Raw genomic sequence first — 19192 nt, forward strand, 5'->3', positions numbered from 1 at the left:
GCCGGAAAAACAATGCGTTGTTTGCGATTTGGTTAGCCGATTTTGACGGCAAATCGACGCCATCTTCAGCCTTTACCGGCCTCTTCGGTGGGATAGACCCCGCGGAGCACTTCCTCGAAGTGATTTCTGACGGATTCGTTGCAGAGGCAGGCCCGGATTCGCAGGGCCTCGCGGTTGCGCACCAGGATCGAACCGCGCCGGGTCTCCAGAACGCCTTCTGCCTTGAACGTCTGAATCACGCGGCTGGTATAGCTGCGGCCGACCCCGAGCAGGGTCGCAAGCTGCTCATGCGTCAGCGGCACGACCTCGTTGCCGTCAATACGTTCCATCGCCGAGACGATCCATTTGGCGGTGCGCTGTTCGATCGAATGAATCGCATTGCAGGCCGTCGCCTGAAATATCTGGGCGAGCAGGCAGTCGGCATAGCGCGCGAACACGTTACGCAACGTGGCTGACTGTAGCTTTGCTGCATGCAGCTTTCTGACGTGCAGGCGCACGAATGGCCCGCCAAACTTGACCGTGATGCGTGTATAGGCCGGCAGATAGCCTTCGCTGACGATTCCGCCGACGGCGCCTTCGCGGCCGACCAGAATGGTTTCGACGTCGCGGCCGTCCTCGTTGGGGACCAAATAGGACGCTAGACTCGGCCCACATGGAAAGTGGACGGTTTCGACATCGTCGCCGGGATTGTAGAGCAGGTCCCTGCCGTGGGCCTCTTCGTGCGCGAGATGCGGCTCTATCAGCGCAAAATCGCTTGCGCTGAGCCGCCGCAACAAATTGTTGTAGGGCCGATCGGCGCCATCAGCAGCGTTTCCGCGTCGTTCGGTCATCATGCCAAAGTGCCCGCCTGCAGCCCGCACCCTAATTCATCATATCAGATTTTTGTGTGCACAAGTGAACAGACAAGATAGCCGCCATATGTTGGTTTCCTGGTGGGAACCGGTCGATGCGCTTATGACGCGCCTCGACAGCGGGCCGTCGCCTTCCGGGTTTCGGCCTGGCTTGCGACCAAATCTGAACTGGCAAGATCATGAAACGTACTCCTCTCAACTGCACGCCCGCCTTGCCCGACGACGTGCTGATCGTTGAGGACGATCCGATCATCGCGCTCGACTTCGAAGATACGGTTCTTGGCTTCGGGGTGAAGACGGTGCGAACCGCGGCGAGCGTCGCCCGGGCGCTCGAAATGATTGCCGATCGCGCGCCGGATTTTGCGCTGCTCGATGTCGGGCTGGTCCGCGAAAAGAGCTTCGCGGTCGCCGAGCGACTGGATGCGCTGAAAATTCCCTTTGTCTTCGTCACCGGATATGCCGCCGATGTCGGGCTCCCGGCGGCGTTCGCAAACTGGCCGAGGCTGCCCAAACCCTTTTCGAGCGACGCGCTGCAAGCCTTGTTGAAAGGGCGATCCGACAATAGCGCCAAGTGCTGACCGCCGACGGTCGCCCGTTCCGGGATTCTGGGCTCGCGTTTGCTATCCGAGCTTTGGATCGAGCGTTGTCGACCACAGCGCGACATCGGCGCGATCCCGCAATGTCACCGTCATCTGTCCGGTTGCGCCGTCGATCTTGACATGACCGAAGAACTGCATTCCGGCTGACGGCGGCAGGTTTTGCTTGTCGGGACCCGGCGCCTTGATGAACCTCACTTCGGGCCCGAAGGTGTTGTCGAGCTCGTTCGGCCCAAAAGTGCCGGCGTGCAGCGGCCCGGAGACGAACTCCCAGAACGGCTCGAAATCCTGAAATTGCGCCTTGTCGGGATTGTAGTAATGCGCGGCGGCGTAATGCACGTCGGCGGTCAGCCACACGGTGTTGGCTACTCCCGCGGTCTTGATGAAGCGCAGGAGATCGGCGGTCTCGAGCTCGCGGCCGCGCGGCGGCCCATCGCCTTGTGCAAATGCTTCCGAACCTTTTTTGTTCGTCGCGTCGTCATAGACGATGATGCTGAGCGGCATGTCGGAGGCGATCACCTTCCAGGTCGCGCGCGAGTTCAACAGCGAGCGTTTCAGCCACGCGAGCTGGTCGGGGCCCAGAAAATAGCTTTCGGGACCATAGGCGGTTTGCAGGTTGGGACCATTGGGGCCGCGATAGCTGCGTTCGTCCAGCATGAACACGTCGAGATGCGGGCCATAGCTCAGGGTGCGGTAGACCCGGCCCGGCTCTACGATGCTTTCGCGCATCGGATACATCTCGTGGAATGCGCGGGCGCCGCGCGCGGCGAGCAAATTGATGTCGCGTTCCTTGTAGGCAGCGGGGAGCTGTTTCGACGCCGACCAGTTATTGGTGACTTCGTGGTCGTCCCACTGCACGAAGATCGGCACCTCGGCATTGAAGGCGCGCACGTTGTCGTCCAGGAAATTGTACTTATGCGCCGCGCGGAATTCGTCGAGCGTTTCGGCGACCTTGGCTTTTTGGGGGATCGTGACGTTCTTCCAGATCTTGCCATCGGGCAGTTTTACCTCGCCGGCAATGACGCCGTCGGCATAGATGGTATCGCCGGAATGCAGCAGGAAATCCGGCCTGTGCTTGCGCATGGTGGCGAAGGTCACCATGCCGCCGTCGTCGGGATTGATGCCCCAGCCCTGTCCGGCGACATCGCCGCCCCAGACGAAGCTGACATCGCGCCGGTCGCTAGGCGCGGTGCGGAAGCGGCCGACGAGCGGCTCGCTTGAAATGTCGATGTGCGACAGGTCGCGGAATCTGACGCGATAAAAAACATCCTGCCCGGCGGGAAGATTTTCCAACAGCATTTTCGCGGTGAAATCGCTCTCGGGCAGCGCCGCAATCGGCGGCAAAACCCTCGCATTATTGAATGATTCTGACGTGGCAACCTCGACCATCATTTGCGAAGGCCGATCCGCGCGTGCCCACACCACGCCGCCATCGGCGCCGACATCGCCGGACTGCACGCCATGGGTAATTTGTGGGCGGTCGGCAGCGCGGCTGAGATAGGGCATCGCCAGCGCGCCGAATGCGCCGGCGCCGGTCGCCGCGGCGGTGGAGAGAAAGCGCCGGCGCGAAATTCGGGGGCGAAATCTGATCGTCATGCAAGCCTCGTCTAGAGCGTTTTCAAGCGAAATGGAGCCCGGTTCGCGTCAAGAAAACACGTCGAATCAAGAACGAGAGCCCCGCTTCGATTCTAATCGAAACGAAAATGCTCTAAATCTTCTCGAAGTACAGCGGACCTGTCTCCCGTCATTGCGAAGAGTGCCGGCGACGAAGCAATTCAGGCTTTCCTTATGGATCGCTTCGCTTCGTTCGCAATGACGGTTCCAGTGCACGCGGAACCATCGGCGCTTCGCGGAAAATGCTATAGGAAGACTCTGTGACGGGGCGATTACACCGATGTCTGCTTACAGCATGCCGGTCGCGCGGAATTGCGCGCTCGCCCTTTGCAGGCTTTGCGGCATGCTCATCAGCAACGCCTTGCGGTCGGCCACCGCGTTGTGGAACTGCTCGAGCGCGATATTGAAGGCGGTCAGCGCCCCTTGCTCGATCGCGCCATGTTCAAAGCAATGCAGCGTGTCGCGCAGGATATCGTCCGCCTCGGCCTGCATCTGGTCGAGTTCCTCGGTGGAATCGCTGCTGCGCGCCCGCGCAAGCATGTCCAGTAGACGGTCGCGCAACGAACTGTTGTTGCTGCGCTCGTCCTTCTTCAGGTACCCCGCGAACCACGCGCCGGCGGAGCCCATGGCAGACAGCGCCATCAGCCCCCACCAGATGAAATCGCTGTAGCGGTCGAGGAAGGTTTTTTCCTCGCCGTCGACAAAGGCCGCGGCGCCCGGATGCACTGGGATCATGGCGTCCTTGTCGGTGTCCGGCGTTTCGATTTTTGCAGCCAGTGGGAAATCGGTCATCACCTGTTGCCGAATAGCAAACAGCTGACGGGTGAAGGCGGCAACGATTGATTCCGAAAGACCTTTACGCGCAACGATGTGGTGGGAGAAGCTGATGGTCTTCACCTCCTCCTCAGGCTTGCCCGGCGACCCGCCGAAGGCGCCGGCGGGAATTTCGGACGCCTCGTATGCCGGATGGTTTTGCGCGATCGCCTCGGCTGAATCGATTGCGAGGAAGGTCGGCGTACCGCCGTCGCGCGTCGATGCCGTGATCGCATCGGCGGTGATCTTGCTGTTGACCGGTCCGGCGGCGAGATAGGCGTCCGCCTTCTGTTTGCGAATCGCCTCCGCGGCTTCGCCGGCCGGGAACTGAACGATCTCGACCTTGTTCGGATCCACGCCAGATTGCCGCAGGATGAGCTTGAGCAGATCCACGTTGGCCTGGGTGCGGCCGACGACGCCGATGCGGTGTCCGGCGAGCTGCGGAATTTTGCTGATCTTCGGGCCGGCTTTCTTGCCCTTAACCTTGGCGGCCGGCGCCACCCACAGCACCGCAACGTTCTTGCGCAGCGTCGCAACGGCTTGCGCAGTTTTCGGCACCTCAAGATCGCCGCGGATGACGGCAAGATCGGCCTTGCCATCGGCAAGCGCTTGGGCACTTGCGATTGGGCCATCGGTTTGCATCGGGCGCAAACGGACGGAGTTGTGGGCAAAGGCCTGCGCCAGGGTCTGGACCAGCTTGAGGTCGTCACTGTTTGCGGGACCGACCGCGATCCGCAACGTCGCCGGCCGCATCGCAAAGTAGTAAGCGCCTGCGAGCGCGCCGACCACGGCGAGGATACCCGCGAGGGTGATGAATGTCGTCTTCCGCTTTGCCGAGCGCGCCGAGGGCGGCGCCTGCGGCCCGACAAGATCGGGGCCGTCGGTGATCGATCTGGCGAACAGGCGTTTAAGGTTCAATTGCATCTTGCCAATAGAGTTAGACCAATAATGGTAGCAAATTTCCTGCCAGCGCGGCGTAACATCTAGGTCATGGTTACCAACCGCCCTTGGACCGGCTTTGCCGCCTAATTGTGGCAGGGATCCCCAGCACGGCGTTCGGTGTTAGGGTGAAGTTCGGCTAAAACCGGAGGCGATCATGGCGGAGCTGTTGTCGGCGGAGGCGCGAAAATCGGCGCTGCAGGGCTTGCCCGGCTGGACCGAAACGCCGGGCCGCCAGGCGATCACGCGAACCTTCACCTTCAAGGATTTTAACGAAGCGTTCGGATTCATGTCCCGCGCCGCCTTGGTGGCTGAAAAGAGCGATCATCACCCGGAATGGCGCAACGTTTACAAGACAGTGGAAGTGGTTCTGTCCACCCATGACGCCGGCGGCGTCACTGCGCTCGACATCGAGCTTGCAAAGGCGATGAACGCGATCGCCAGACAGCTCGGCGTGGCCTGATCCAGTTCGCCGCGATCTTGCAACGCTGGCGCGGCATCCCCAATTCTTAGGAGTGGCCGCCGCGATCTGCCGCGCCGGCTTGAGGGGACCTGGGATGGCATCGGAACAGACCGTGGGCTTTGAGCCGGCCGATGAGCTGGCGAAAGACCGCGAAAGCGTACGCAGGCGCTTCTGGATCAAGCTGAAGCGGGTCATGGCGCAACTTCCGTTCGCGGAGGATTTGCTCGCAGCGTATTACTGCGCGTTCGACAAACAGACGCCGCGTCATGTCCAGGTGGCGCTGTTAGGGGCCATCGCCTATTTCATCTTGCCGTTCGATTTCGTCCCGGACGTGCTGCCGATGCTCGGCTTCACCGACGACGCCGCGGTGCTCGCCACCGCGATCCGCATGGTTGCAGCCAACATCAGGCAGGAGCATCGCGACGCCGCCCGGGTCGCGTTGAAGCGGGCGATCGAGACCGGCGACATATCGGAGTAGTAAACGTCGCGTCTATCACTGCTGCGCCGGGCGGGCCTGCCCCTTCGCGTTCTTCTCCGCTTCCCATGCCTGGAACTGCTTGAACAACGCCTCCCTGTCGGCATCCGACTGCAGATTAGCCGTCGCGGGGCTCTGTTTCAGGAATTCGTCGAACCGGTTGCGCGCAACCGCCTCGACGCCGTGGCTGTCGAGCCACTCTTGGGCGACCGGGAAGCGTTGCCAATCCGGCAGCCGCGCTGACAGCGAGACCTCTTTCCATTTCGGATGGAACGGCGGGTTCTGGAATGCAGGAAATTTGGTGAAGAAGGCATCCACGAACAAAGCAAGCCTGCGATACCGCTCGGACTTTGGCGCCCAGTTAAAGGCGGCCAGCACCGCGGGGACGGCGATGGTGTCCACGCGCTTTTCTCCCGAAATCAGGTTGGGATAGTCCTTCGCGGACAGGCTCGCGGGCAAATAATCGCTCTGCAGCGGCTTGGCATAGTCAACCGGAACAAGATGAAGCCGGTCGTCCTTGATCTGGCTGATGATCCTCGATGGCTTGCCCTGGACGGCGATCACGGCATCGATCTCGCCCGTCTTCAATTTCTCCAGCGCAATGCGTTGCTCCACATAGACGAACTTCGGCTTGATCCCGAGCCGCTCGAATACGATCACCGCGGTGACGAACGTGCCGCCGTCCGGGAGATCGACGCTGACGGTCTTGCCGCTGAGGTCTTTGAGATCGCGGATCGACGTCGGCGCGATGACATGCATCTCTTCGTTGTAAAGCTTGGTCACATAGGTGAGCTGTTTCTTGATGTCCTTCGCAATGCCTTTCTTTTCGAGGTAATCAAGAGTGTCGGCGCGGACGATGCCGAGATCGACCCCTTGCAGGAACAGGATGTCGGCGACGCTCTGCACCGAACCGCGCCCGACAATGGGAAGGACCCGCAGCTTGTTCCCGTCATCGAGCACGGAGGCGAGGTCCGCGCCGAACTGCACGTAAGTGCCGCCGATCGTGCCCGAGATCAGCGTCACCGTGTTCTCGTTCAGGCTCCGCTTGGTGCTGATCGAGCCGTATTGAGAAATCGCCTTGAGGCTTTCGCTGACCTTGGCGGGGTCATATTCGGTTTGCTCGGCCCGGGCCGCGAAACCGCAAACAATCCAAACGATCATTGTGGCGAATAAGGCCGGTCCAAATGAGCGTCGCATGTGTCCCCCAGAAGCGAAAACTAGTTCTGCATTTGCGCGAGGCGCAGTTGTGCATCCCGAGAGCCGAGCTCGGCGGCCTTCCGGTACCAGATGCGCGCTTGCGCCAGATCGGGCGTCACGCTGCGCGCATCCGCCGTTCCCAGCACCGCAGGATCGTAAGTCCGCGCCAGCATCAAGGCGGCGCCGGCTTCCTGCGCGTCTGCGGCTCGCTCGAGCAGCAAGCGGGCGGATGCGATGTCGGCAACGGCAAGCAAACTTTTCGCTCTCTTCAGGAGCGATGCGAGTTCGTCGGGATCGAGACGTCTCGCCGGCGTCGGGATGCGCGGTGGCGTGGTTCGGCTCTGCATCGCGGCCTGATAGGCTGCGGCAATTTCCTCGCGCGTCGGTGTCGCCGCGATCGAGGATGGTGCCTGAGCGCTGTCTGCGGCATGAACTTGCAGCGGCGGCTTAGCGGCAGTCCCCGTCCTCTCTGCGGTACGGGTAGATAGTTGGGCGGGATCCAGCGGCGACCGCCCGGACTGGGCGGGCGATGCACCGGGCAGCGAAGACTGGGCGTTGACGATGACTGTGCGCATGGCGCCTGCCGGAACCAGCGCGAGGGCGATGGCCAATGCCGCTGCAGCCAGTACGCCGGTTACGATGCGCAATCGGCCAGTCGCTTTTCTTTGCTCCGCTGCGAACCAATTTTCAGGGCTTTGCGTTTCGTGCGCGGACAGGAAGAGTGGAACGGAATCGTCCAAACTGACGTCCGCTTTCGCTATCTTTGATCGCGTGTAACGATAAGGCGCAAAGCGCGGATGATTGATGTCTTCCTCAGGCGTCTCGCCGATCGGATCGTCCGATTGGATAGGCGTCGTGTTCTCCGCCATCGTGATGCCTCCCCGCGACCACAACGCAACGAAGGGGCATTCCCCGGTATCTCCTTCTTGTTGCTCTTGTCGTCCGGGAGCGCCCGCTCCTGAACCGTCAGATTCGCACCGCGAATCGGCCAAAAAACGACGGTGGCCGGCGCGAATCAGGAGATATTTTGTCGAGATTGGGGCGAGCTGGTGCAATTCGGGGAATTGACACTCGCGCAGTTGGCGAGGGATTGCCGTGCAATGCACCGTCAAGTCGCCCGGTCAAGCCGGGCGACCACCACTTGTGGTGCTCTCGTGAACTAGAATCTGCCGATCAGAAAATTCGATCGATCGGAAGTCCGAGCGCCATCGCTCCCGCATATTCGGCCTGCGGCCCGGATTGCAGGGGATGATAACGAGCGCCCTGGATATCGCGAAACTTTCGCTCGAGGCCTGCCGACCGATAAAAGCCCGCGCCGCCGGCAAGTTCCATAGCCAGATCGACAGACGCGATGGCGTGACGCGTGACAAGCTGCCGGCCGATCATCACTTGATTGACGGTATCGGCCGAGGGGGCATTGAGGCGTACTGCCGCCAGCATCGACTCATGAGCGAGGCGAGCCGCCGTGAGCTCGGTTTCCATCCGACCGGCAAGTTCGATGACGTGATGGTTCGCCGGCTTTCGTTTTGCCAATCCGATGGCGGTATCACGGGCACTCTCGGCTACGCCCAGATAGGCCGAATAGACCAGCGGAAAGGCGATCGTCGCGATGATCTGGAACAACGGATGCCATTCGCCGGCCTTGCGACGCGCCGCAACGCCAGCCTCCGGCACGATGTGGCCGTCAATCATTACGTCATGAGAGCCGGTCCCGCGCATGCCGAGCGTGCGCCACGTGTCGAGTACCTTGACCTGCGGAGAATTCATCGGGACACCGAAATGCAGCACCATCGGCGGTTCGTTCTCGCTTTCGAGCACCGCACTGGTCATCAAAAGGTTACCGCTTGGCGAGCCTGACGAGAACACCTTCCGGGCGGTGATGCGATAGCCGCCGTCGACTTTCTCTGCCTTTCCGGAACCGCCGATCCAGTCCGATCCGCCGCTCGACACCAGCTGGATGCGCTCCGTTGCGATGCGCTTTAGCAACGGTTCGACGGCCGTCGCTTTTTGATGCGTCCATCGCCAGGCCGGAATGGCGACTTGGTGCGTGTGCATGGAAAAGGCCAGCGCGGTCGATCCGCAGTGATAGCCGAGCGTGCGCAGCATCGCGGCAAGCTCATCGACGCTCGCACCGCCGCCGCCGAGCTCTGCCGGGACCCCGCCCTCGATCAGCCCCGCCGCCTTCAATGACGCAAAATTGTCGGCTACGAATTTATCTTCATCCGCCGTTTCGTTGGCGCGTTGCGCAAAAATTGGTCCCAGGTCGTGCGCAATGTCCGCGACCGTGCGTCGCTGAGCCGCGGCGGTGTCGATGGTTTTGATCACACTCATGATGCTTTCCTTCGCGTAAGGTTGCTAAAATTGTGTCGAGTGTCACCGGAAAGCCTGTTCCTAACCAGTCCACGAACTGTACTGCGGTCGCCGCGATAAAGCCGGCACCACACGTATAGCGCTGTTATCGCTGGTATTTTCGACCGGCGGCGACGGGGCTGGAAAAGATCGCTACACTATCTGTACTGCGTGCGATCTCAGGCTTCCCGGGCGTCCCTAGGAGTGCTGTTTTGGACGATCAAGCTAAACAAGGAAGTTACGGCCAATTCTGTCCTGTGGCCATGGCGGCAGAAATCATCTGTTCGCGGTGGACTGCGCTGGTGTTGCGTGAGCTGCTCTGCGGCACGACCCGTTTTAACGATCTCAGACGCGGCGTGCCGCTGATGTCGCCGACACTGCTGTCGAAACGGCTGAAGGAACTCGCCGAGGCTGGTGTCATCGCGGTGAAGCCCACGGGCCAGCCAGGCGTGGTCGAATACAAGCTCACGGAAGCCGGCGAGGATTTGCGCGGCGTCGTGATGTCACTTGGCGTCTGGGGTCAGCGGTGGATCGAATCCTCGCTATCGCTGAAGAACCTCGACCCGTCGCTGTTGATGTGGGACATGCGCCGAAACCTCTTGGCCTCATTGCTTCCGGATCGCCGATGCACCGTGAAGTTCACCTACCCTGAGCTAAGCGCAGGCCGGAAATCATGGTGGATCGTAAACAAACTCGGCGAAGTCGACCTATGTAGCGTTGATCCGGGTTACGAAATCGATCTTTACGTGAGCAGCTCACTACGTAGCATGACCGCGGTTTGGATGGGCATCTCGACGTTGAAGGCCGAGATCGAAGCCGGAAACATCGAATTGACCGGCGATAAGGCGGTTGCCCGTTCGATGCACGCGTGGCTGGGCCTCAGTCCATTCGCGGCCGAAAAGAGTCGCGTCGCGAGCTGACGTGCGGCAGCATGAGCGAGCGCTGCGAACGAGGCGCTACGGATGCAGGATCACCTTGCCCATCGCCTTGCGGCCGGCGAGCACTTTGAGGGCATCGGCGGTTTGCGCCAGCGGGAAGGTGCGGTCGACGTGCGATGAGATCTTGCCTTCCGCAGTCCACTTCACGAGCTTTTCCAGATTGGCGCGGTTCTTCTCCGGATTAAGCCGCGCCCATGCGCCCCAGAACACGCCGCGGATATCGCAGCCCTTCAACAGTGCCAGATTGAGCGGCATCTTCGGAATGTCGCCGGCGGCGAATCCGATCACCAGGAAGCGCCCCTCCCATGCGATCGAACGCAGCGCGGCCTCGGCGTAAGCGCCGCCGACCGGATCGAAAATAATATCGGCGCCCTTGCCGCCCGTGAGCTTGCGCAAGCCCTCTTTCAGATCTTCCTTGGCGTAGTTCAGCCCGAGCTCGGCGCCGTGTTGTTTGGCGAATTCAAGCTTCTCGTCCGACGAGGCGCAGGCGATCACCTTCAGGCCCATCAGCTTGCCGAGTTCGCATGCCGCGAGACCCGTGCCGCCGGCAGCCCCCAACACCGCCATGGTCTCGCCAGGTTTCAGGCTGGCGCGATCTTCCAGCGCATGCAGCGCGGTGCCGTAGATGATGATAATACCGGCGGCGCGATCGAAATCCAGATTGGCGGGAATCTTGACGATGGAATTTGCCGGCAGCGCGATCTTCTCGCGCGCGCCATTGTGGCCGCAGGACGCCACCACGCGGTCGCCGACTTTCAAGTCGGTGACGCCGGCGCCGACGCTTTCGATCACGCCCGCGACTTCCGCCGCCGGTGAAAACGGGAACGGCGGCTTGATCTGGTATTTGCCCTGGATCATCAGCAGGTCGAAGAAATTCAGCGCCGCCGATTTGATTGCGATCACGGCATGGCCAGGCTCGGCCACGGGATCTGGCACGTCGGTCAGCACGAGATCGTCGGGACCGCAATATTGCGAGCAGAGAATGGCTTTCATGGACACACCTGAGTTTCGGACGCACAGTTAAGGCTAGGAGCTTCATGCCGGATTTGAAGCTGGGCGACAATCTGATTCGGATGCCTTTTTGACGGCCCGCGAGGCGTCATTGCGCGCCAATGGGTCGCGCGAAGGCGCGGCCGATGACAGGCTCCGCGAAGCGTCGCTTCCGCTCCCCGCAATGACGACGGTAACAAGGAACCAAACGATGTTTGAAAAAGGCCTGCTGGCGGGAAAGCGCATATTAATCACCGGCGGCGGCTCCGGGCTCGGCGCCGCGATGGGGCGTCGCTTTGTCGAGCTTGGCGCCGACCTGATCATCTGTGGCCGCCGGCTTGAACTGCTGGAAGCGACGGCAGCGCAGATGCGGCGCGATCTCGGCGGCACGGTCAGCGCGATCAGATGCGACGTCCGCGACGGCGCTGCCGTCGACGCCATGATGGAGGCGATCTGGCGCACTGCGCCGCTCGATGTGCTGGTCAACAATGCCGCCGCGACGTTCATCGCGCAAACCGAGCAGCTGTCGTTTCGCGCCGCCGACGCGATCCTCGCGCCGACGCTGCACGGCGCGATGTATTGCACGCTGGCTGCGGGGAAGCGTTGGATCGAGGCAAAACACGGAGGCGTGGTGCTGAGCATTCTCTCGACCTCGACCATCACCGGCCGCGCCTTCACGGTGCCGTCTGCGATGGCGAAGTCGGCTATTCTCGCGATGACCAAGAGCCTCGCGGTGGAGTGGGGTCCGAAGGGCATCCGCACGGTGGCGATCGCGCCCGGGGCGTTTCCGACCGCCGGCGCATCGGGCCAGCTTCGCCCCGAGGGCCGTGACGATCCTGGGCATCGAAAAATCCGCTCGGCCGCGTCGGCGAACATGGCGAGCTTGCCAATCTCGCGAGCTTCCTGATTTCGGATTCCGCCGGCTACATCAATGGCGAGATGGTGGTGCAGGACGGCGGCGCGCATTTGCGCAGTTCGGGCGCCGAGGATCTCTTGCAATGGACCGACGCGCAGTGGGAGAAGCAGCGCGCGGCGCGGTCGAAAGAGTAGGGCTGAACGGTGCGGCAAGCGGCGCGACGAAGTGTTTGAGGCGCCGGTTCCTAGTCTCGCAACTGCCTTCCCAAAAAGACATTTCCCGGCTATCCATCGACCGTGTGACGATCCGGTGTCGGGCCATCTTCCAGTCACAATGATGAGGGAGCCAGATTGGTCATGTACGTGCGGCGAATACTGACAACTCTGGTGGTGAGTGCGCTGATGTGCGGGGTTGCAAACCTTGCGCAGGCGCAGAGTGAGTCGTCGAAAGGCGCGGCCAAATCCGCGAAACCGGAGACCAAGCCCACCGCGGCTGTCGCGGGCAACGCCGAGCCGACCCTGATCGGTCAGTTCGGTACCTGGGGCGCCTACACGGCCACGCCGAACGGCAAGAAAGTATGCTTCGCGCTGGCCAAGCCATCGTCGTCGAAAACCAATCCGCCGAATCGTCCGCGCGATCCGGCCTATGCGTTCGTCTCCACGCGTCCGGCTGAAAAAGTCATCAACGAAGTTTCCATCATGATCGGCTACACGCTGAAGCCCGGTTCGGAATCGGCGCTGGAGGTCGGCGGCGCTTCCTATGCGATGTACACCCAGGGCGACGGCCTGTGGATCAAGAATGCCGCCGAAGAAGAGCGGATGGTCGATGCCATGCGCAAGGCTTCGGACGTGGTGGTCAAGGGCATGTCGGCGAAGGGCACCGAGACCACGGACACCTTCTCACTGAAGGGGCTTTCCCAGGCGCTCGACAAACTGGCGCAGGATTGCAAGCGCTAACGCGCTTTCAAGGTTAAAACAGACGCATTTAGTGCCTTTCCAGCAGGTCTGGGAAGGCCTATTTGATGTTCCATGAATGAGACGATGACCAGCACCGCAATCGAAGCCAGTTCGGGGGTAAGCGCGCCTTTGGAAAAGGTCGCGCTCGAAACCTACGTGCCGCCGGCAAAGCCGTCGCTGATCGGATTGTCGCGGGCCGAGATCGCAGAACGGTTGGGGGCTATCGGCGTAGCGCCGACGCAGCGCAAGATGCGCGTGCAGCAATTGTGGCACTGGATCTACGTCCGCGGCGCGAGGAATTTCGACGAGATGACCAGCATCTCCAAGGAAATGCGCTCGCAGCTTGAGGCGCATTTCACCGTCGCGCGCCCCGAGGTGGCCGCCGAGCAAGTTTCCAATGACGGCACCCGCAAGTGGCTGTTGCGATTGCCGAGCGGCGACAACCTCGAGAAGGCGCATGAAGTCGAGTGCGTCTATATTCCGGAAACCGATCGCGGCACGCTGTGCGTTTCCTCCCAGGTCGGCTGCACGCTGAATTGCTCGTTCTGCCACACCGGCACTCAGCGGCTGGTACGCAATCTCACCGCCGGTGAAATCGTCGGCCAGATCATGGTGGCGCGCGATCGGCTCAACGACTGGGCCGACCGCGATACGCCGACCGGCGGTCGCCTCGTCACCAATGTGGTGATGATGGGCATGGGCGAGCCGCTGTACAATTTCGAGGCGGTGCGGGATGCGCTTCTGATCGTCGCCGACAATGAGGGCATCGGCATTTCCCGCCGCCGCATCACGCTGTCGACCTCAGGCGTGGTGCCGAACATCATCCGCACCGGCGACGAAATCGGCGTCATGCTGGCGATCTCGCTGCATGCGGTGCGCGACGAACTGCGCAACGAGCTGGTGCCGCTGAACCGCAAATATCCGATTGCCGAATTGCTGCAGGCCTGCCGCGACTATCCCGGCTCGTCGAATGCGCGGCGCATCACCTTCGAATATGTGATGCTGAAGGGCGTCAACGATTCGCTTGACGACGCCAAGCTGCTGGTGAAGATGCTGAAGGGCATTCCGGCCAAGATCAATCTGATTCCGTTCAACCCATGGCCGGGCACGCGCTACGAGTGCTCGGACTGGGATCAGATCGAAAAGTTCTCGGAGTATGTTTTCAACGCCGGTTACTCCTCGCCGGTGCGCACGCCGCGCGGCCGCGATATCCTTGCCGCCTGCGGCCAATTGAAATCGGAAACCGAGAAATTGTCGGTGCGCGAGCGGCAGGCGCTGCGCGCCATGGCGATGACGGATTGAGAGGCAGGGGCTTCCGGATTGCTTCGCTTGCGCTCGCAAATGACGGCGGCTTCAAGTTGGTGATATGACTCTGATCGGCCGGCTGTTCGTGATTCTGTTCGCTTTTCTCGCCGCGTGTCTGGTGGCGGGGATGATCGTGGTCGGCGCGGTGCTGTTTCCGGAATTCAGCGATCTCGGGGCCGGTCCGGTCGATCCCGGCGCACTGAATATCGTGCTCGGCTTCGGCTTCATCTTCATCAGCGGTTTTGCGCTGCTGCCGGCGATGATCGTGGTCGCGATCACCGAAGCGTTTTATGTCAGGGGCGCGCTGACCTACGCGGTCGGCGGCGGCCTGGTCGGTCTGGCGTGTTATCTCGGTCTTGTCCCGTTCGATCCCGCAACGCTCAGCTTTAACGGCATCGTGCGCCGTCATCTCGAAATCATGACCGGCGCGGGGATCGTCGCAGGTCTCGTCTATTGGATGATCGCCGGCCGTAACGCCGGCGCCTGGCGCGAGCCAACGCGCCCGTTGCGGCCGCCGCCACCGCTGCCGTCACAAACGCCGCCGGCGTCAGCGCCTCCACAATCGCCGTCCTCGCCGTCGTGATTGGATTCGCCGTCATTGCGAGGGGCGTAAGCGACAAGGTAATCCGGTTCGACCCGGTGATTGTGGATTGCCGCGCTGGCGCCCCAATGCCAGGGGTTTTCAGAACCAACCTCCTCGGCTAAACCCCGCGCCATGAACCGGACCGGACTTTTTATCGCTTTGGGCTTGTCGCTTGTGGTCGGACTGCTGTTCGGGATTTATCCCGAACTCGATCTGAACTTGGCTGCGTTGTTCTACGATGCAGCGACCAGGTCCTTCCCCCTGAAATTCAACACGCTGGCCGGTATCGCGCGCGATGCCGCGATGGTGATTGCGTGGGGCTTTGTGCTGCCGGCGATCGTTGCCCTCGTGGTGAAGCTTTTTCGGCCGGACAGACCGCTGTTGATACCAGGGCGCGCGACCATCTTTCTGCTGGTCACTATGATCCTTGCCGCCGGCGTTCTGACCAATCTCACCTTCAAGAGCTATTGGGGCCGGCCGCGCCCCGTCGTGGTCACGCAATTCAACGGGCCGGAGCAATTCGTGCCGTGGTGGGATCCGCGCGGCGGCTGCGCGCGAAACTGCTCGTTTTTCTCGGGCGAAGGCGCAACCGCATTTTGGACCTACGCGCCCGCGGCGCTGACGCCGCCGACGTGGCGGCCGCTGGCTTATGCCGCCGCGACCCTGTTCGGCGTGATCACCAGCGCGCTCAGGATGGCGTTCGGCGGGCACTTCTTTACCGATGTCGCAGCCGCAGGGCTGGTGACGTTTCTGGTGGTGTGGCTGGCGCACGGCTTCATCTACCGCTGGCGCCGGACCCGGTTATCCGACGAGAGCATCGATGCCGCGCTGACGCGCTTTGGCTGGCCGGGCTACCTTTGGCGGCAACGTCTTTTCGCTGCCCGCGCGGCGGGCAAACCATCCCTGGTGAACCCGACCACCGAAGCCCGTGCGGACGATTGAGCCCTGAACGGCTTGCGCAGGGGTCCGTTCTGCCTGTAATCAATTTGCGCGGAATACGTGCGTGTCCCGCGCAAATTCCGGCATCGAATTCAGCAGGATTTACATGAGCAAGGACGTGAAGAAGGTGGTGCTCGCCTATTCGGGCGGGCTGGACACCTCGGTCATTTTGAAGTGGCTGCAGACCACCTACGCTTGCGAGGTCGTGACCTTCACCGCCGATCTCGGCCAGGGCGAGGAGCTCGAGCCGGCGCGCCAGAAAGCGCTGCTGCTCGGCATCAAGCCGGAAAACATCTACATCGAGGATTTGCGCGAGGAATTCGTCCGCGACTACGTGTTTCCGATGTTCCGCGCCAACGCGCTGTATGAGGGGCAGTATCTGCTGGGCACGTCAATCGCGCGGCCCTTGATCGCGAAGAAGCAGATCGAAATCGCCGAGAAGGTCGGCGCAGACGCGGTCTCGCATGGTGCGACCGGCAAGGGCAACGATCAGGTCCGTTTCGAGCTTGGCTATTACGCGCTGAGGCCGGACATCACGATCATCGCGCCGTGGCGCGAATGGGATTTGCGCTCGCGCGAGAAACTGATCGCGTTCGCTGAGGCGCATCAGATTCCCATCGCCAAGGACAAGCGCGGCGAGGCGCCGTTCTCGGTCGACGCCAATCTCTTGCACGCCTCCAGCGAAGGCAAGGTGCTGGAGGATCCCGCGCAGGAAGTGCCCGACTACGTCTATTCGCGCACCATCGATCCCGAGCAGGCGCCGGATCAGCCGACCATCATTTCAATCGATTTCGAGAAGGGCGACGCGGTCGCGATCGACGGCAAGAAACTGTCGCCTGCGACGTTGCTGACGCAACTCAATGCGCTCGGCCGCGCCAACGGCATCGGGCGGCTTGACCTCGTCGAAAACCGTTTCGTCGGCATGAAGTCGCGGGGCATGTATGAGACGCCGGGCGGCACCGTTCTGCTTAGCGCCCATCGCGCCATCGAATCGATCACGCTCGACCGAGGTGCGGCGCACCTCAAGGACGAGCTGATGCCGAAATATGCCGAGCTGGTCTACAACGGCTTCTGGTTCGCGCCGGAGCGCGAGATGCTGCAGGCGGCGATCGATCACAGCCAGCAATACGTCACCGGCCGCGTGCGCCTGAAACTCTACAAGGGCAACGTCATCGTGATCGGCCGCGAGAGCAAATATTCGCTGTACGATCAGGATCTCGTCACCTTCGAGGAAGGCGCGGTCGCCTACGATCACCGCGACGCGGCAGGCTTCATCAAGCTCAACGCCTTGCGGCTGCGCACGCTCGGCCAGCGCAAGAAGAAGCTCGGGCTGTGAGGGTTACCGGCGCGAGTTGTAATCGAGACGTCATTCGGAGCCGGTAAGGTGTGAACTGGGGGCATGCCTTGGCTGGCCGATAGCCGCCGCCCGGGCACATCTTTACTCCGACCACGGTGCTCGCATGATCAAGCCCTTCGCCGTTGCCCTGATTGTCCTGCTGTCGCAAAGTCAGGGTTTTGCCCAGACCATCTATCCGATCGATCGCGCGGCGATTCTCGCGGGCGCGCGGTTCGACTTCAAGGTCGAATTTGCGGATCGCGTCGATCCCGCAAAACTGAAGGTGACCGTGAATGGCGAGGACTTCGCCGCCGTGTTCGGCCAGTCCGGAACCTTCGTCGAGCGCGAAGACGGCAAGGACCAGTCGGCCCTGACGCTTCGCGGGGTCACTCTGCGCAAGCCCGGTAACGTTACGGTGGAAGTCAGCGATGGCACGCAGAAGCGGTCCATCGCTTGGACGGTCTACGACACCGGGCCGCGCAAGGCGAAGAACGTGATCCTGTTCATCGGCGATGGGCTGTCACCTGCTCATCGCGTCGCTGCCCGTCTGCTCTCCAAGGGCATCGCGGAGGGAAAGAGCCTCGGCAAGCTTGCGATCGACGACATGCCGCACATGGCGCTGGTGGCGACGGCGGGCTCGGATTCGATCATCACCGATTCGGCGAACGCGGCGAGTGCCTACGCCACCGGCCACAAGACCGCCGTCAATGCGATGGGCGTCTATGCCGACCGCAGCGCAAGCCCGTTCGACGACCCAAGGGTCGAAACCATCACCAGCCTCGCGAAACGACAGCTCGACATGAGCATCGGCGTGGTCACCAACACGGAGATCGAGGACGCCACGACGGCGGCGATGGTGGCGCATACCCGCCGCCGCGCCGCCTACGACGAGATCGTCGAACAGTTGTTCGCCGCCAGGCCGGACGTGCTGATGGGCGGCGGAAGCGCGAATTTCCTTCCGCAAGGCGCGGCCGGGTCCAGGCGCAAGGACGACATCGATTATCTCGCCCGGTTTCGCGAGGCCGGCTATCCGGTGGTGACGACGAAGGCCGAACTCGATTTGCTGGCAGCCGGATCCGACACGCGCAAACTGCTCGGCCTGTTCGCCACGGGAAATATGGATGGCGCGCTGGACCGCAAATTTCTGAAGGGCGGCGGGGTCAAGAAATTTCCAGACCAGCCCGATCTGACCGAACAGGTGCAGACCGCGCTGAACATTCTGTCGAAGAACGATGCCGGCTTCTTCCTGATGGTGGAATCCGGGTTGATCGACAAATACGCGCATGCGCTGGACATGGAGCGCGCGGTTTACGACACGATCATGCTCGACAACGCGGTCAGCCTTGCACGCGGCTGGGCGCGGGCGCGCGGTGACGACACCCTGATCCTGGTGCTCGCCGACCACAATCATCCCAACAGTCTTGTCGGTACCATCAGCGACGACATGAGCACGACGCCCAACCTGCCGCTGCGCGAGCGCGTGGGCGTCTATGAGAAAGCCGGATTTCCCAACTATCCGGCTCCCGATGCCGATGGCTATCCGTCGCGCGTGGATGTCAGCCGGCGGCTCGCGATCTTCTCCGCCAGCCTGCCGGACCACTACGAAACCTTGCGTCCGAAGCTCGACAGCCCCAACGAGCCGACCGTAAAGGGCGATGAACCGGGCACGTTCAAGGCGAATGAGAAATACAAGGATGTCCCCGGCGTCGTGCTGCGCTTCGGCAATCTGCCGGCGATGATGGGCGCCAGCGTGCATTCAGGAGAGGACGTCATCCTGACGGCGACCGGACCAGGCAGCGAACGGGTCCACGGTTCGATGGACAACACCGACGTATTTCGCCTCATGGCCGAGGCGCTTGGGCTTGCGGCAGCGGGGCAATAGCCCCGCGCTGTCGAAATGCACGCGCGTCAGGAAAGAGACGGCGCTGAGAACATCAGCTTCACACAAGTGCGAAAGATGAGAATCTGTCGTTCGAGGCGGCTCGAATCGTT

Annotated in this window: 17 protein-coding genes and 1 pseudogene; 11 read left to right on the top strand and 7 right to left on the bottom strand. The window is 61.9% G+C overall.

Translation table 11 applies throughout. The features are described 5' to 3' along the window. Positions 1–65 precede the first annotated feature (65 nt). Positions 66–830: a Crp/Fnr family transcriptional regulator gene (locus tag N554_RS0113175; RefSeq protein WP_029583894.1), complete on the bottom strand. Its 765-nt coding sequence runs from the start codon at positions 828–830 to the stop codon at positions 66–68. 200 nt (positions 831–1030) lie between these two features. Between N554_RS0113175 and N554_RS0113180 the strand changes: the two genes are divergently transcribed. After that, positions 1031–1429 carry a response regulator gene (locus tag N554_RS0113180; protein WP_029583895.1) on the top strand — a complete coding sequence of 133 codons (399 nt, stop codon included), beginning with the start codon at positions 1031–1033 and terminating at the stop codon, positions 1427–1429. 42 nt (positions 1430–1471) lie between these two features. On the opposite strand, the gene N554_RS0113185 is transcribed toward N554_RS0113180, so the two are convergent. Further along, entirely contained in the window at positions 1472–3043 is a 1572-nt protein-coding gene (locus tag N554_RS0113185; protein WP_029583896.1) for an alkaline phosphatase D family protein, read from the bottom strand. 306 nt (positions 3044–3349) lie between these two features. After that, entirely contained in the window at positions 3350–4798 is a 1449-nt protein-coding gene (locus tag N554_RS0113190) for a TAXI family TRAP transporter solute-binding subunit (RefSeq protein ID WP_029583897.1), read from the bottom strand. A gap of 172 nt (positions 4799–4970) precedes the next feature. Between N554_RS0113190 and N554_RS0113195 the strand changes: the two genes are divergently transcribed. Continuing rightward, complete coding sequence (locus tag N554_RS0113195; RefSeq protein WP_029583898.1) at positions 4971–5276, top strand: 4a-hydroxytetrahydrobiopterin dehydratase; 306 nt, start codon at positions 4971–4973, stop codon at positions 5274–5276. Positions 5277–5370: 94 nt separating this feature from the next. After that, positions 5371–5754, top strand: coding sequence for a YkvA family protein (locus N554_RS0113200; protein ID WP_029583899.1), 384 nt, complete (start codon positions 5371–5373; stop codon positions 5752–5754). Between the two features lie 15 nt (positions 5755–5769). Here N554_RS0113200 and N554_RS0113205 read toward each other — a convergent pair whose 3' ends face one another. The 3 genes from N554_RS0113205 to N554_RS0113215 all read right to left on the bottom strand — a co-directional run bounded on the left by N554_RS0113205 (position 5770) and on the right by N554_RS0113215 (position 9279). Next, positions 5770–6948, bottom strand: coding sequence for a TAXI family TRAP transporter solute-binding subunit (locus tag N554_RS0113205; RefSeq protein ID WP_029583900.1), 1179 nt, complete (start codon positions 6946–6948; stop codon positions 5770–5772). Between the two features lie 20 nt (positions 6949–6968). After that, positions 6969–7817 carry an SEL1-like repeat protein gene (locus N554_RS0113210; RefSeq protein ID WP_029583901.1) on the bottom strand — a complete coding sequence of 283 codons (849 nt, stop codon included), beginning with the start codon at positions 7815–7817 and terminating at the stop codon, positions 6969–6971. Between the two features lie 304 nt (positions 7818–8121). Continuing rightward, the gene (locus tag N554_RS0113215; protein WP_029583902.1) at positions 8122–9279 is read right to left on the bottom strand and encodes an acyl-CoA dehydrogenase family protein; all 1158 of its coding nucleotides are present in this window, start codon (positions 9277–9279) and stop codon (positions 8122–8124) included. A 281-nt stretch (positions 9280–9560) separates the two neighbouring features. Between N554_RS0113215 and N554_RS0113220 the strand changes: the two genes are divergently transcribed. Next, complete coding sequence (locus tag N554_RS0113220; protein ID WP_051677479.1) at positions 9561–10217, top strand: winged helix-turn-helix transcriptional regulator; 657 nt, start codon at positions 9561–9563, stop codon at positions 10215–10217. A gap of 36 nt (positions 10218–10253) precedes the next feature. Here N554_RS0113220 and N554_RS0113225 read toward each other — a convergent pair whose 3' ends face one another. Further along, complete coding sequence (locus N554_RS0113225) at positions 10254–11228, bottom strand: NADPH:quinone oxidoreductase family protein (protein ID WP_029583904.1); 975 nt, start codon at positions 11226–11228, stop codon at positions 10254–10256. Positions 11229–11436: 208 nt separating this feature from the next. Between N554_RS0113225 and N554_RS43000 the strand changes: the two are divergent. The 7 genes and pseudogenes from N554_RS43000 (at position 11437) to N554_RS0113265 (ending at position 19082) form a co-directional block, all read left to right on the top strand. Continuing rightward, a pseudogene (locus tag N554_RS43000) lies at positions 11437–12275 on the top strand (SDR family oxidoreductase). A 207-nt stretch (positions 12276–12482) separates the two neighbouring features. Then, complete coding sequence (locus N554_RS0113235) at positions 12483–13037, top strand: invasion associated locus B family protein (protein ID WP_245283592.1); 555 nt, start codon at positions 12483–12485, stop codon at positions 13035–13037. A gap of 84 nt (positions 13038–13121) precedes the next feature. After that, the gene (gene rlmN / locus N554_RS0113240; protein WP_029583906.1) at positions 13122–14339 is read left to right on the top strand and encodes a dual-specificity RNA methyltransferase RlmN; all 1218 of its coding nucleotides are present in this window, start codon (positions 13122–13124) and stop codon (positions 14337–14339) included. A gap of 64 nt (positions 14340–14403) precedes the next feature. Further along, positions 14404–14925: a hypothetical protein gene (locus tag N554_RS0113245; RefSeq protein WP_029583907.1), complete on the top strand. Its 522-nt coding sequence runs from the start codon at positions 14404–14406 to the stop codon at positions 14923–14925. 132 nt (positions 14926–15057) lie between these two features. Continuing rightward, a complete protein-coding gene (locus N554_RS0113255) occupies positions 15058–15867 on the top strand; it encodes a phosphatase PAP2 family protein (protein WP_036053071.1) in 810 nt (269 codons plus the stop codon). A gap of 103 nt (positions 15868–15970) precedes the next feature. Beyond that, a complete protein-coding gene (locus tag N554_RS0113260) occupies positions 15971–17200 on the top strand; it encodes an argininosuccinate synthase (RefSeq protein ID WP_029583909.1) in 1230 nt (409 codons plus the stop codon). Positions 17201–17324: 124 nt separating this feature from the next. Next, positions 17325–19082: an alkaline phosphatase gene (locus tag N554_RS0113265; RefSeq protein ID WP_029583910.1), complete on the top strand. Its 1758-nt coding sequence runs from the start codon at positions 17325–17327 to the stop codon at positions 19080–19082. The last annotated feature ends 110 nt before the right edge of the window (positions 19083–19192 follow it).

This window comes from Bradyrhizobium sp. URHD0069 (genome assembly GCF_000701345.1).
In the GTDB taxonomy this organism is placed as follows: Bacteria; Pseudomonadota; Alphaproteobacteria; order Rhizobiales; family Xanthobacteraceae; genus Bradyrhizobium.